This is a genomic window from Pseudoduganella namucuonensis, assembly GCF_900116645.1.
Taxonomy (GTDB): Bacteria; Pseudomonadota; Gammaproteobacteria; order Burkholderiales; family Burkholderiaceae_D; genus Rugamonas; species Rugamonas namucuonensis.
This window is the reverse complement of the sequence record NZ_FPBO01000060.1, coordinates 16,108-30,416: the sequence shown is the minus strand read 5'-3', so window position 1 is coordinate 30,416 and position 14,309 is coordinate 16,108. Positions and strand designations below refer to the sequence as shown.

The 14,309-nt window shown below is 46.0% G+C and carries 10 protein-coding genes and 1 pseudogene; 2 read left to right on the top strand and 9 right to left on the bottom strand.

From position 1 onward, the window contains the following. Nucleotides 1–276: pseudogene (locus BM436_RS36765) on the bottom strand (hypothetical protein); the annotation flags it as partial. 423 nt (nucleotides 277–699) lie between these two features. On the opposite strand from BM436_RS36765, the gene BM436_RS34085 reads away from it, so the two are divergent. Continuing rightward, nucleotides 700–1,050 carry a hypothetical protein gene (locus BM436_RS34085; protein ID WP_093561255.1) on the top strand — a complete coding sequence of 117 codons (351 nt, stop codon included), beginning with the start codon at nucleotides 700–702 and terminating at the stop codon, nucleotides 1,048–1,050. A gap of 212 nt (nucleotides 1,051–1,262) precedes the next feature. Here BM436_RS34085 and BM436_RS34080 read toward each other — a convergent pair whose 3' ends face one another. The 8 genes from BM436_RS34080 to BM436_RS34070 all read right to left on the bottom strand — a co-directional run bounded on the left by BM436_RS34080 (nucleotide 1,263) and on the right by BM436_RS34070 (nucleotide 13,468). After that, nucleotides 1,263–2,039: a S1 family peptidase gene (locus BM436_RS34080; protein ID WP_093561253.1), complete on the bottom strand. Its 777-nt coding sequence runs from the start codon at nucleotides 2,037–2,039 to the stop codon at nucleotides 1,263–1,265. 219 nt (nucleotides 2,040–2,258) lie between these two features. Beyond that, a complete protein-coding gene (locus BM436_RS36760) occupies nucleotides 2,259–3,734 on the bottom strand; it encodes a hypothetical protein (protein ID WP_143133471.1) in 1,476 nt (491 codons plus the stop codon). Between the two features lie 591 nt (nucleotides 3,735–4,325). Continuing rightward, the gene (locus tag BM436_RS34075) at nucleotides 4,326–6,329 is read right to left on the bottom strand and encodes a DUF3732 domain-containing protein (RefSeq protein ID WP_093561251.1); all 2,004 of its coding nucleotides are present in this window, start codon (nucleotides 6,327–6,329) and stop codon (nucleotides 4,326–4,328) included. A 2-nt stretch (nucleotides 6,330–6,331) separates the two neighbouring features. Further along, entirely contained in the window at nucleotides 6,332–6,826 is a 495-nt protein-coding gene (locus tag BM436_RS38765) for a three component ABC system middle component (RefSeq protein WP_371859711.1), read from the bottom strand. Beyond that, nucleotides 6,826–8,028, bottom strand: a complete 1,203-nt coding sequence (locus BM436_RS36755; RefSeq protein WP_143133470.1) for an ABC-three component system protein — start codon at nucleotides 8,026–8,028, stop codon at nucleotides 6,826–6,828. Before BM436_RS36755 ends, BM436_RS38765 begins: the two co-directional genes overlap by 1 nt. A gap of 736 nt (nucleotides 8,029–8,764) precedes the next feature. Continuing rightward, entirely contained in the window at nucleotides 8,765–9,535 is a 771-nt protein-coding gene (locus tag BM436_RS36750; protein ID WP_143133469.1) for a hypothetical protein, read from the bottom strand. 210 nt (nucleotides 9,536–9,745) lie between these two features. Next, on the bottom strand, nucleotides 9,746–12,619 hold the full coding sequence (locus BM436_RS36745) for a plasmid replication protein, CyRepA1 family (RefSeq protein WP_143133468.1): 2,874 nt from the start codon (nucleotides 12,617–12,619) through the stop codon (nucleotides 9,746–9,748). A gap of 33 nt (nucleotides 12,620–12,652) precedes the next feature. Continuing rightward, nucleotides 12,653–13,468 carry a hypothetical protein gene (locus BM436_RS34070; RefSeq protein ID WP_143133467.1) on the bottom strand — a complete coding sequence of 272 codons (816 nt, stop codon included), beginning with the start codon at nucleotides 13,466–13,468 and terminating at the stop codon, nucleotides 12,653–12,655. 80 nt (nucleotides 13,469–13,548) lie between these two features. On the opposite strand from BM436_RS34070, the gene BM436_RS36740 reads away from it, so the two are divergent. Further along, nucleotides 13,549–14,298: a hypothetical protein gene (locus BM436_RS36740; RefSeq protein WP_143133466.1), complete on the top strand. Its 750-nt coding sequence runs from the start codon at nucleotides 13,549–13,551 to the stop codon at nucleotides 14,296–14,298. The last annotated feature ends 11 nt before the right edge of the window (nucleotides 14,299–14,309 follow it).

Below are 14,309 nucleotides of genomic sequence, written 5' to 3'. Positions count from 1 at the left end.
GTAGATGGATGACGCGATTTCCATCTTCGTCGGCGGCTTCGGCTTCTTCTCCGGTTTGGCCGCAGGAGAATCGGCAGTAACGGATTTTCCTTCCGCCCCCGTCATTTCCGCCGTCGGCGTCGATGAAATCGGCGTAGCGGCGTTTTTAATCGGTCCAGCTGCGCTTGGCGATGCAGGCGTAACAGCTTGCGGCGTGGTCGGAACGCCGATAGATGCTGCCGGTTTCTGGTCGTTCGTTGCCTTGGGCAGCTCGGTTGCAGTAGTCTTAGCGTTCATGATGTAGGCGCTCGTGTGGTTAAGGAGCCTTTACCATCAACAGTTTTTGAGGACTCGGCAACGGCCAATTAGCAGGCCAAGGCCAGGCTACCTCACCGAGTTGATCACCGCTCCAAGGCGATCTTTCGCTGAGCAGCCATCTCATTTCTCATCACACCTGCGAGATCATTCACGTAAGACCCGCATGAACGCAGGGTTTGCGGAGCTACGTCAGAAGCTTAATTGTCTGCGGGGCGATGACCATGTCGCAGCTTACGTGGGTGTTTTTGAGTATTGGTATAAATCATTTATCTAATTTTTCTGATGGAACTGCAAGCGCCGAGTGTCGTGGATTTTCAACATCCGGCTATCGGCCAGACCTTGTAGAATTCTCTCAACAGATCGGGCAACTCTGCCCGCGTCCAGATTTGATGAAAGAAGAACATGACTCTGACGACCAGCCTCAATGAATTCAACAAACGCTTTGCGGATGTAATGCTGCCGTTCTTTTCGGCTGACATCGAAGCGATGGAGGACGCCTATGGCATGCTGTGCTTCCGTGGCCCGATCCCTGTTCCGAACAACCCGGCGCATGTGGGAACTCATGTTGCTGTGACGCTTGAGAAAGAAGTGACTGAAGCGCTCGCTAGCGCCACGCCAGTGGTGCGCGAAGAGATAACTCAGCATCTGATCGACAACCTGGCGTGGCAGATCAGGATTCAATACGACCCGGCAAAGATCGGGCCGTACGCACTCGATATTGTTGGGACGATGGCGAGTGTCACCGCAAGGTAGCGGTTGCTTGTTGTCGCTGCCAGCGTTCGGCGAGAGCCGAACCATCGCATTTTCCACTACACCCGGTCGACCATCTGGCGCAGACACGCATGGGCGCTGGGCTGCTGCGGGTAGGTTGGAAGGTTATTTACCTTCTAACCTATCCGAATCGTTTACGAACGTGTAAATTTCAAAAGGATAGGGTTTCAAAATAATGCCACATAATATTGAAATTAGTTCTCTTGAGACTCTATAATGTACTGAAAAAGTCTTAACAATTCTGAGCTTTTGACTGCATATCCAAGGCCGATGTTCGTATCTGTTTGATCAAATTTCGTCCGCGTTGAATGTATTATTCCGATCAATGAAAATGCAGGTTGTCCCTCTTCCCCTTTTACAAAAACGGGGCTGCCACTTGATCCAGGCCAAACCTGCGCGTCTAATAAGAAATCTGGTTTCCCATCAAAATTAAGATATGGCAAACTTGACAGTATACCGCCTCTCATAATGGGTAAATTATGTGTGCTATCGCTAACGCCATCGGGATATCCGATAAAATAAGCTTGCTGACCAGGATGTAGGAATGAAGTCTCCCAATTTAATATTTTGTTCTGAGAAAATGGCACTAATACTATATCTTCTCGGTCGAGTAGTTCAGAGCAGCAAATGCAGGCTAAATCAACATATTTATCTGGATGCTGAAAATATGCACCCTGCCAATCCAATTTAACTTTCTCTGAATTCAATAGGTCGACATATATTTCTTTTTCACCAGCCCTCAATGGCATACCACTGCCTTTTAAGGATTTCTTATGTAATGATACCGAATACTCTACATCAACTGTATTTTCCAGCACGTGTTTGTTTGATATTAAAAATAACGCAGTACCATTTTTCGTAACTAGTGCAACATAAAATCCCGTTCCACTCCATGATTCGCCAGTCTTTGGGTTATTTGCATTTATTAAACTCGTGTTAAATAGAGCAGCTTCTTGCCATGAATTAAACATGTTGTCCTATTGTGTTACTAGAAAATAGTGGAAAATGTATGGCAGCCGTCCATAGTAGATCACACTCGCATGGTGAGTCATGCTAGCGTCAATCAAACAGAAGACTCAGACGATAGCGTTTTTTCAAACGCGAGGCGGCAAGAGCCGATCCGGCCCAGCCCAGCTGTCTAAAAATCGGAATCAAGGTCGTCTGCTGCAGATCCTTGAAATTCATAAGAATCAAGGGCGTTGATTTTTATCAATAACCGCGTTAATTGATACAGGGTTGCTTAATGGCATCGTGATTTTTGCCGAATCAGGCAAAACTGGAGCCACCGCAGCCGTGACGGCATTATCTTTGGCAATTTCAGCAGCTTTCTGCTTTTCACTAAATTCATTTAAGCTCGCAGACAATTTCTTTAGCGTTGGATCTTTGGAGTGCCCCAACTTCTCAGCACTTCTATCTGCTATTTCTTCGAGTTTCTTCGTCTTTTCCTGGGTAATTTCTCCATTATTCGCTAAGGCTCCCGCCTGTTTGACATCGCCTGATGTACTTCTATCTAGCTTAGCAAGAACTGCTGGCTGGACCGCTGCGGCTTCTTGTATGGTAACGCTTGCTTTCGCTGCTGCCGCAGCTTTCGCGCTTGCCTCTGCCACATCTGCAGCTACCTTGTAGGCGGCAGATTCACGTACCGCGCGTTCTTTAAAGTGCAGACCAGTGGCTATCTCGGCCAACCAAGCAGGACCGGCGTCACCCGTATTGGATAGCTTTTTTAGCAGGTTAACCGCATTTGTAGTGCGTAACGTAGCAATGTAAGGTGAAGTATCTTCAGAGGGCGTATTGCTTAATATATATAGTGCATATAAATCGTCGTCCGAAGTTACAAAAGACTGCTTTCCTCCATAAAGAGAATCAGTAAGTCGAGATTTTAACGACGCAATGCGAGCCGATATAGTTTGTTCGGTTAACTTGGTATCCGGCGGTACAAACTTAGCAGCTTTAAGGCTATCTTTTAATAACTGTTTTATCCCAGTAGGTGAACAGGAACTGTGATATTCGATCAACATGCTCTTTGTGTCATCGAAATTGTCGGCAACATTGACTCGCAACGTTGCTGCGGAAATCTTGCGCACCTCTTTTAATTTTGTTTGAATGTCACTAATGGTCCCCATGACCACTGTATTCACAAACGCATCAGTTGACGCATTGGCAGCAGATAACCCCAGTGCGCCTTTAGCTAAGCTACTTGGACTAGCTCCGTTTATACCTGCAAAACCGATTAGCGCATTGCCCACTATGTTCATTATATCTTTCTGCAGAGACGTCACGCGCTCAGTCCTGCCAAGTTGTCCTAACCAAGCATCGCATGCAATATCCGATAGATTTATACCGGCCCTAGCGTAGGCCCCTAGTTCTTTCTCGTAGGATCCATCTGTGGGCGGTTTTATAATGTTTTCGTGAGCCAAAACTGACTTTTCCAATGCACTAAATCTTGCGAATGCAACTTCGATGTTGGAAAAGCTCTGCTCAGGTTCATAGGATTTTGACCAAAATCCGGGCTGCTCGCGCGGAGGAGTTGCTTGTGACTCCGTATCACTAGTGCTAGCGGCAAAACTTGGAGAGGCACTTAGAAGGCAAGCGATGACCAACCCGATGCGGTAAACCATGTTTGGACCTTTCAATTGCGCTTTATGCGCTTTTTTGTATTGCAACATTTGGTTACAACTTCGAATTTAAGGCTTACCAAGTGTGGTTGTCAATTTAAAAATAACCAGTGAATCCAATTTACAACGTTCGGCATTTTTTCTTACCTTACGGAGGCTCAAAAAATTTAGTCAATAGCAAATTAGAAGTTAGCGAAACCGAGAGGAGGAAGGCATACTTAATAGGGCTTTCTGCAGAAATACTCGATCCATCGAACTAATTATTGGCAGGGCTTGCGCGATTGAGAAGCTAAGAAGGGTGCAGTTCTCGGTGCAACATCCGGCCCTGGCTTTACTGCATGGGCCTCGCGACCTATGGTATTTCTGCTTGCATGCTGCTGCTTACAATCTGGCGGACCCGCATGACTGTGAATGCTTGGGCCGCGCCGGTAGATTGCAAAGGTGACGGCTCATGGCGCCACCACTGGTGGGACACCATCGGATCGTGCTTGGCCAGCCTATCGCATTTCCACTACACGATGACGCCTGTGCACTCCAGGCTCGTATGGGCGTTGGATTGAAGACGGTGGGATACAAGCTGTGAAGCCTTCATGTCGGGAGGCTGAAAATATGCCTTCCTAGCATGAAGACTTGGTGATCGTTCTATCGCATCACTTTTGATAAAATCCAGTCGTGAGGAATGAGACCGCCATCTGCACTTTTCCAGTTGGCGGCTTCCACGGTATCCTTACAATGCCCCCAAATAGAGGCGTCTGCGTGTTCAAGAACAATTATTTGATAACGATTCGAAGAGCGTCGTAGACCTTCGGCAAGCATCTCGAATATTTTTTTTGTTGCTTCAATATCTTCATTTCTGTTTGCGATTATATTTTTAATTTCGTCTCCCGCTTTATCTAGGTCGTTAGCCCCGGAGGCGGCACTTGGGAAGTATACTTGGCTAGGCTGGTCAATAATTAGAAATTGAAAAACTGGTGTGTTTTTCAATTCATCACTTGAAAAGAATTCGTGTAGAGCTAGGAATGTCGCTATGTGATAGCCCATCCAGTTTGCCCCGCTGCCGACTTCCCACAAATATTCCTTTTTCGAGTTTTCATCAAATCGAAAACTTAACGTTAACTCATTTTTATCAAGCTTAATAGAGCCGCGTTTTTCCAGTCCAAAACCCTCTGCATATATGTCGATCAGGCCACTCAGGTGGGAGTCAACTTTGGCTTCGCGTTGAGATTTTCCGGAAGTGAGAAAATACGAGTTTAGATCGTTCAGTTGCTTGCTGAGCACGTCAATTCTATTAGAAAGATCATCTGTGTTATTTGATGTCGCGACAGCTGCAAGCGCCGACTGAATTCTTCCGATCAACAAATATACCCGGCTAAGAGAATCCTTTGTTGCAGCGTCGATAGTCTGCAATCGGTTACGCTCCACTCTTGTGGTATGTAATTCCGCGCTGGCTTGTCGAAGACGCGACTTAGACGCCTCAATCTCCTTATCGACAACGGGATTTTCAAAAAGAGCTTTAGCTAGCACGTTTACGCGATTGACTTCCGTGTCGAGATGGGAAATGACATCGCTGAGCTGGTTAGTATGAGAACCACATACAACGCATTCGTTATCTCCACCGATCCTAGACTTCAGCCAATCAAAGTTGACGACGCGATTTTGCTCGAGTTTTACAGCATTTTTAAAGCTATCCGCCCTGGAGGATAATTGCTCCAATCCCCTTACTTCACGTCGATGGGAATCGACCAGCTTTTGCAAGTCGATTTCCTTCTTCATTGCGTCTTTATATCGTTCATTCGTATAAACGAAATTCGGCGTTTGCAAGACGCTTTTTAGCCCGTCCTGTAAAAAGAGTCTGTTTAATTCTCCAAATTTTTCGATGCGTGTTTCTGTAGTCTTTGCGTCTGATTCTGCAGCCAGCCCCAGTTCTACGGCATCGTCCCAGTGCCGCTTTATATCCGCGTCCCAGGCTTTCATCGAGCGCAGAAGAACTTCACGTTGCTTTACTAAATCATCATACATCCGTTGCAGTTGTGACTTCTCACGTTCTTTTAATAAGTACTCGTTGTCGATTACTCCAAGTGCAAACGGCATAACTCGCTTCAAACGCTCCTTATGCTCATACGAGTCAGCTTTAAAGAACAGCGTATTCGGATTGGCCACGATATGCTGAGGTAGGAAATTGAATGCAGCTAGATCTCTATAGGAGGGCCGCCCGTCAAATCGCCCAATATCCTGTCCATCAGTCAAAGGCAAATTGGTTAGCTGAACAAGGTTATTGAAGGCCTGTTTGAATTGTAGTTCATTATGTGTGGTATCAAGCGATAGCGGTATCGTATCGAAATTAGGGTCTATAAAAAATTCTTTGCTAGTTTGGCGGTCACCAGGAGTGCGTCGCGCGATCAAGACTTCTTCGTCGTTGATTTCCAGAACAAGCCCAAACCATCTCACGTTATCTCGGATAATTCCAACGGGAATGGCGCACCGGGTTGCTCCGAGACAGTAGTCGACAATCGCGATTATCGAAGATTTACCAGTACGACTACGTCCATGAATTACATTGATTTTGTTTGTCGCGAAAGGAATCGAGAGAACGCTATTGCGACTGTCTTCTGGCCATAGCACAATTTCTTTTATGAATAGCTTCATATTTATTCTCTTAAAAGCAGACTGAAAATTTCGGCAGTGGAATTTTCTTTAAACCAGAAAGCAAGTCTTTCGATTGCTTGCATCATTTCAGGAGGGGCTTGAGTGGGCTTACTTCCACGAGGCCAGCGCGAAAAGCAACTGGAGACATGCGGAATTCCATCTATCATGTGGCGTTTGAGTAAATCAGAAGCACATGCCAAGTTTAAAGCCTGAAGTGACAAAGGCGCCAATTCATCAATGCGACTCTGGATGCCGGTTCGTAAAACTGGATTCTCTAGAACGACTGACCGTAAGCTAGACGAGGTATTCTTTTTTCTTACCGCGTCGCAGCTCGACTTATGCCAAACAATCGGGAGAACGAGCAGTATCTTCATTAGATCAGGAGAAAGTGTTCTCGCCGTGAGCTCCTCGTAGCGATGCGTAAAGCTACTTAATAGAAAGCAAGCGAGTACGCTATTTTTAACTAGATTTTCGTCTATGTAACCAGATGATCTCATCATTCGCTACTTTTTTTCGAAAAATCGCTGTGCCAGTATATGTAATGCACGCCATCTTTGTGGTTTGCCAGAGCATGGTAATTGCCTGCCGTGAAATACCAGTTTGAGGTTTGGTAGTTCCCTAGGTTAACGAAATGCTTTCCATCCAGAGTTGCAGTAAATAATTTTCTGGCGAACATAAGGTCACTTTCATCGTCTTGCTTCAATAGCTCAAGATTACCCAAATTCTGCTGCCATCGGTCGTGCAATTCTGCGTCACGAGCGACCCAGTCCGTTGCCGGGACGTCGCCTTCATCAATTAATCGAACACGTTCTGCATAAAATCCCCAATAGTGCCCCACAGCCTTATTGCAGAGGCTATCGGGCATTCCAAAACCTTTCATCTGGCGAAGGAAAAAATGGTCAGATTGTTCCTTTGAAAGGTATTCTGACATGTCTAGCGACATCCATGGCTGTTCGATAAATTTCTTCATCCCGTGCGCTTGAATTTCTGCGTGTAGCCTTGCCGAGAATGGGGCTTTATCTATCCAAGCGCCTTCTTTTTTTAACCAGAAGCCCTCGCACTTTTCAATGAGCATCCCAAGAACGCTTTGATATATTTCATGGCCTCGGCTTTTTAATGAGGGAGGTAAATGAAAAAGTTCGATTACTGCATCCATTGGTGTTATTCCATCAGGTGTACCGTGTTCGTCAAGCAGCGAAATGTATCTAATAACCTCAGCAAGCTCCTCATCGGTGTAACTGCTGACCCTTTCTGCGATTGGCCTGACTTGCCCGGTGATGCCTTTTGCTAAGGTTCGTAAGTCCTTTATGCAACTAGCGATACTGGCATCATCGTTGGAGTTAGACATTGAACGAACGAAAGTGCTCGGAGGCACGTCCTTATTCGTTACGAAGCAAAACTGCCTCCGAGCATTGGGATCCACATTTTTTTTCACCTCCTCTAGCCAAATGTCGAGGGTATGCCAAAGGTTTTTACTGCTGTCTTGATATGGATGGCCAGCGACTTGAACAGAGTGTTTATCTTGCTCGTAAATAATATCTACCGATCCGTCTGGTGCTCTGATAAGGGAGACGACATCGTCTTGAGTCTCAATTCCGATAATTGCGGAGGGACTAGTGTTGGAGAATAAGCGATACAATGCGCGGTGAAATTGATATACGTACCCAACGATTTTTTGTCCAGCTCCTGCGGTTGCCATAATATTCTCAGGTATATGTGGAGTGAAGGGTTGATTGTGTTACTTTCACATCATTGTAGCGTTGAAAGAAATTTTTTGTAGCAACATTTTGGAGGTTGGCTAGGGAGGAAGTTCTGAATCGGTAATTTCTGTTGCAGATTTATCGCTATCAATTAAGTAGTTACTATTGATTGAGTTCATGGGTGCCAATATTGTCTTTTATGCCATCTCCAGCGCCACATAGCACCTTGCTGGTGACGCATCACTTGGATAACGGCGGGCAGATCTCATCAGCCTAACTATCGCATTTCCGCATACACAATGTTGCCTATGCGGAGCAATCCGCATGCCCGGTGCGTTCTAGAGGCCAGGTCAAAAGCTGCAGACGCTGCTAACGTCCCATGTGGCGGGTGTGGGGTCTGCCTGGCTACACCATCGCATTTCCACCTACACTACGCTGTCTGCCCACGGCAAACCCGCATGGATACTTGGTAGCAGAGGGTAGGTTGAAAGCTTTAATCGCTCATGACGCAGCCTATGCCTTAGACTTCGTCGTAAGATAGGGGGAGGGAGGGTTTATGACCTCCCGGTGTAAGCCGTCCACGTAATATTGCTATTATTGCATTGATCCTGATCAGATCTCGCCTTCCGGACAACAGCCACCTCCTATCACATACAAATATAAGATGAGGTGTTGTCCGGATCTCCAATAAATTCTCGAAGAAGGGGCTTGAATTAAATTCGAAGTAAATAATATTTATTCAAATCCCTGCGTGTCTATGCCTTCATCATGGCCTGGACGAAAATCTTCATAGTTTTGTTGATCAATAATCCTCTCGGCAAGTGAGTTCGCCCAATTCTCCATAGCTATGGAAATTTCTGGCAACGCAGCTTTGATGTGGTTAACTTTACTCATGAATTCTTTGTTCTTCTTGTCGATAGCAATCATCCACCGATAACGAATGGATGAATAAGGATCAGTTTTCGGATTTTCATCAATAACGTCGTTCTTCCACTTTAATACATGCTGTTGAAGCTGGTTAGAAAGCTCATCCCACGCTTCAGGAATGCCCCAATCAGGATCTATTATGTATATGGTCCTTGCATTATCAGTAACTCGATACTCCGAAACCACTGTTCCGCCACCAGGCCAAAATATTGCTCCATCGGCGGAGTTCGCCTCTTCTGCAGTTTTATACTGCACTGTTTTAAAACTGCTGATAGTTGCCAGCAGATCAAATGGATCAACTGAAGGTGAGAAGAAGGTCTTGCAGTTCGGCATTCCAAACTCAAAGTACAAGATCTTCGCTGCATTGTCAGCGATGACCTTTAAACTTTGCAAGATAGAGGTCAGTTCATCTTGCGTGGGCTGCTGAAGACTTGTCATTGAAAGATGTACATGGTTGGAGAAATCATCAAGCTTCGACGCATCCGTGGGGTGGAGTCGGGGCTTATAATCGTCCCAAAACACTTCTAATGTAACGATGCGATTTCTGTCGCTCGATCCTGGCGAAAATTTGTATTTCATAAATTTCGTAATATTTTATATACTTCTATTTAATTTCACTATGGAAGTGGTAATTTCTACGGACAACAACCACCTCCTATCACATACAAATATAAGATGAGGTGTTGTCCGAGAAAATATGCCGGAGATCCCAAACTAGATAATGCCTGGAATTTCAAATGGAACTACGTCCCATCTTCTTCATGGTGTTCATATTAGAAGGAAACTCGTTCAGGAACGTCTCCCGTTCACTAGTCCCTCTGCATACCTTCTTGCAATCTTGAATTCCTCATAGTTCACGGTGTAGTAGTTAATACGTTGACCATCGACGTCTCTCTTTGTAGGCTTATTCCAACTGCATGCAATCTCCCGTAAAAATTCACCAAGTTGAGTAACTGGTTTCGTAGAAATATCTGTGCGCAGCGATTTTTTCAAGAACGCTTCAATGTCATTTTTTCGCTGCAAGCACAGTGTTTTGAAGCCTTGTAAATCCGAATTGCAAACGGTCTTTCCGTAGACGAAGTCTCCGTGCGCATCGATCAGTCCAGCCGAACTAAAAAGTTCCCGTAATAGTAATTGAGTTTCTGATCCATTTGTTTTATCTACGGATGGAGTAACAGTTTCGGTGAGTTTTTGATCCCCCGCACTCCCGCTCCGAGTCAAATATGTTGCTAACAACCTTATCTTGCGCTGGTATGTACCGTTGTCATCTAATTTAACGAGTGCAGGTGTGACCATTTCGTCGTAAAACTCTTCTAACCGATAGCGATTCAACTTTGCTTGCTCTTGCGCATGAAGCGTGGGCAACTTCGATAATGCCATCGCCATTTCTCCATTGATTCGGGGTGCTGAACAAATAGATTCGGCGTTAGTTTGATCGAGTTCAAGTCGAGCAGCTTTGCGGGCATCTCGGCCAATTCCAGTTGTTGATCCATCTACCTCTATTGTGTTTACTTTCCATCCATTCTGAATCTTAAGGTCAACGAAGTGCTGTTTTAGATTGTTCTTTGATGCACGTTGCAGCGACAGAACCTCAGCATATAGCGACAGTAAACCGTCGTCCTCGTCAAATACCTTGATATCATTTTCGTCGTAGGAAATCCGAACATCAGGCAATTCTCCCGTCTCGACGCAGCTACGTTTAATGACATCTGGTTCGATCTCAAACGTAAATTTTTCTGGCGAAATCCACGCTTTGACAAATTTTGGATTGCGCACACGACTAAGTTGCTGATCCAGGTCGAAATGCGTATTAATTCTTGCATTGAAGAATCCGAACACTCCGTCAATTAACTGTGCATTGTGAGGAAACGTAATGTCGATACCAGTCCCTAATGTCGGTGATGAAACTATTGCGTCATAATTCAGAGCCTCTTCAACTATATTGTCAATAAAATGACGAGTTGTTGAATGTTGCGAGTTGCCTCCCGTGATCAGAATAACGCGTAAGCTACTGCCCAGCGCCGATGAAATCGCCTTTGCGATGACCTCAGCCTTCTTTTTGGAATTGCAGCATATGTAGTACCGGCCACCGGACTTCACCGCGGTCATCAGTTCACTTAACAACTGGTTCTCACTGTTGTAAATGTCAATTTCTTTGTTAGTTTCTTTGTAGCGGTTTACGTAGAATTGGACTGGCAATTCGCCACCACGTGCATTCGCAATAGTGGACAAGGTCAAGTACCCAAGATCAGCGTCGCAGGCGATAACCGTTCTTGCTCTTTGCAACAGGCGTTCTAATTTAAGGAAGCAGTCACGCCTTTGCTTTCGAAGAGTATCTGAAGTCAGATGGGAGAAGACTTGTTCTGACTCATCAATAATGATTACGTCGAAATGATGGATCCTCAAATCAAGCAACTTAGGAATGCTATCCAGGCATATCGCATAATGGCGAGATACTGAAACAGGGTTCCCATCGGAGTCTTTTTTATCCAAGTAGCAATCAAGTCCAATCCGTTTTGCGAGTGAGGAAATTAAAGATTGACGGTGACCAATCAATAGCACCGAAAGACCATTTTCTTTGCACACCTGAAAGGATTGCTTGATTTTGTGAGTTTTCCCAGTATCTTTCGGGCTACGGGCCAGAGTTATGCCTGGCACTACATTGATATCCGTCAGCCTGCGTGCGTTGCCTGGCAATACAACACGTCCATCATTGTTAAAAAATTCCAAGGGGGCGTTATCATCCAAATAGTTGTACGGATCTTCAGAAAATTCAATCGCGTGTAAATCCGCGTCGATTTTATTAAAGTCGTAGCTTTGAAGTTCCTTGAAGTTAATCGAGCGCGGCCAAAATGTTTTAGTGCATTTACTGCAGTGGATTCCCTTGGTTCCATTGCGCGATTCCGTGATAAATGCACTGGGATTCCTGTCGATGTGGAAAGGGCAACGGACCACCGTTCCTTTTTTGAGGGCTGCGACGCTCTCTATCGAACCTGAAATTGTCTGAACAACTTGCTCAAGGAGAAGATGCTGTTCGGCCCTGGTGGTACTGCCGCCAACTTTGATATTTTCTATCTCTCCTTGCTCTGCCCGATGCCTCTTTTCTGCGCCTAACGTTATTAGCTCATCCAATAATTTATCGGAAAGGAGGTTGCCGAGAATGACTGGTGCCTCCCTCTTGTTTCCATAGAAGATTCGGCATGCGTCTTTGCAGGCACCGTCACCGCCAAACTTGCGAATCAATCCAGTGTAAAGATTCTCCATCGTCTCGATATCAGTAATGTCTCTCTCAAAGAAGAATACTATCCGAAATCGATTATGTTCTGGAGTATTGTTCCAAGTTGGATAAACGATACCTGCGTTATTTTTAATATATTCGTTTTCGAGGGCCTCTTTAATTGTCATACCCCAATCCATGTCAACGGCTGCCACATTCGACGCGATGAAATTCTTCCGTGCTCGCCTGCCGCTATGTTGTGCACAGAAAGAATGTCCTAATCCAATGTGGCTGGCCATCTCATTAATACTCAGATCTAAATTCTCAAAATCTTCAGCTAGGGAAGAAAATGAGTTCGTGTCCAAGCTTTCTGGCTTGAAATCGATTTTGGAGTGAATGGCAATCTTCATAAATGCGAAATAGTAATAATTCTGTTGATCTGTCACCGGCTACTTCTAGCCGGTGCGTTGAAGTAATATCTAGTTGATCGCTGGAGGCTGGATCAGCAATTTGTTCAGATCGTCAAGAATCTGGCACATCGCTTCGTGTGTATTCGCTGTGCCTTCGTTGAGGCTGCTGCAGAGCTTTTTGTTGATCTTCGGGCCACCTAACCCTTTGGCTGCCAATACCCCTGCGATGAGGATGTGCATTGGGGCCAAGCCTTGGGTATAGAGCGTATGGGAAACGTCATTCCACATTTCTTGAAGTGCTTTCCAGGAGCCGTCGTCGATGTTGGTAGGCCGCTTGGCGCGGCTCATCAACACAGACAAATTGATTCCCTCGTCGGCCTTCCGAAGTTTCTTCAGTGCTGGGTGTTGATCGAGGTCGTTCGGAGTGAAGAACACAGCACCGTTGCCACAGAAGGCGCTGAGGGTCTTAGCCGTCACCTCGTTCGGATTGTCAAAACGAACTTCGAAGACCCCTTTGTAGGGTTGACCGCATTTTGCGTTGAGTGATGCGCTTACCTGCGTTTCAAGCTCGCAACGAGCCGTGGCGAACTTGCTGGAGAGCTGGTAGCGTTTTTCCTGCTTGCTGATTGGCGGTTGCACTACGGGGGCTTGCATAGGCTGCGGCCTTGGGCTGTCCTGGACGGCAGTCGGGGTTCCGTCTTGCTGCGGCGCAGTTTCTGCGGAAGTCTGAGGTTGTTCAGTTTCGATGATGCTGATCGTTTCGTTGGTCATTTTCCTGCTTTCAGGTTGGCCGATTGGTGCGGCTGCGTCATGTTGTGTGTTCTCAGCAAGTGATGCTGAGTGCTTCGGTACTTCGAAACTGGCCAGTTCAGAAAGTGAATACATCGTATGTGTTTGCTGGTCGGCAAGATATACTTGAGCTTTGTTCCAACTTTGCTCGTTGAAGTTTGATTACTGGGGGGTCGATGGATGTACGCGCGTATAAATGCTGGTTCGAGTACTTGAAGCGTTCGGAGCGCTACAAAGAATGCTGTTCACAAGGCGGTGCGGGAGAGATGGCAGGCCTATACGCGGATTTTGGGGACGTCCATGCACCAGGTCTTCTGTGGGAAGACTGGTGGATGACTCATGAGGAACTGTTCTCGGGGATCGAACCGTTGTTCGTTCTTAATGAGATACAGACCAACGCCGAGTTCAATTATTTGTGGGAAGAAGGTCAGGACGATCTACTTGCGTTAGTAATTAATCTGCATGCACCGAAGGAGACAATTCTGACCGCTGTTGCGGATACGGTGGCTAAGCTTCAGTTGCAGCTGCGCCGCAGAGAAAATGAGCAGATATTAGCAGCTAATCCTCAGGCGAAAGTTACTGAAAGATTTGGCAGGCCGAAATTCGATCCAAGCTTTTACCATCGATATGGTTTGACTCCAGTTCCCTCTCGTACCGATTTGGATGTGCTTGAACGCATGCTCGAGGTGTACGACTTCTGCCTGAAGGATGGCCGCAAACCGCCGTCTAGTAAGTTGGAGTGGTTCGAAATAGCTGAATATTTAGGCATAATGGTGGAACAAACTGCTCGAACGAAAAAAGACGCAGGTGCAATGTCTGCGGAGGAAGAGCGTACGGAACGGGCGGAAAAAACCAAGCGCTATTTCCGCGATGCACAGAACGTTATAAAGAGTGTCGAGAAGGGTAGCTTCCCCAAGCATAGCTAGGCAGCCATGAC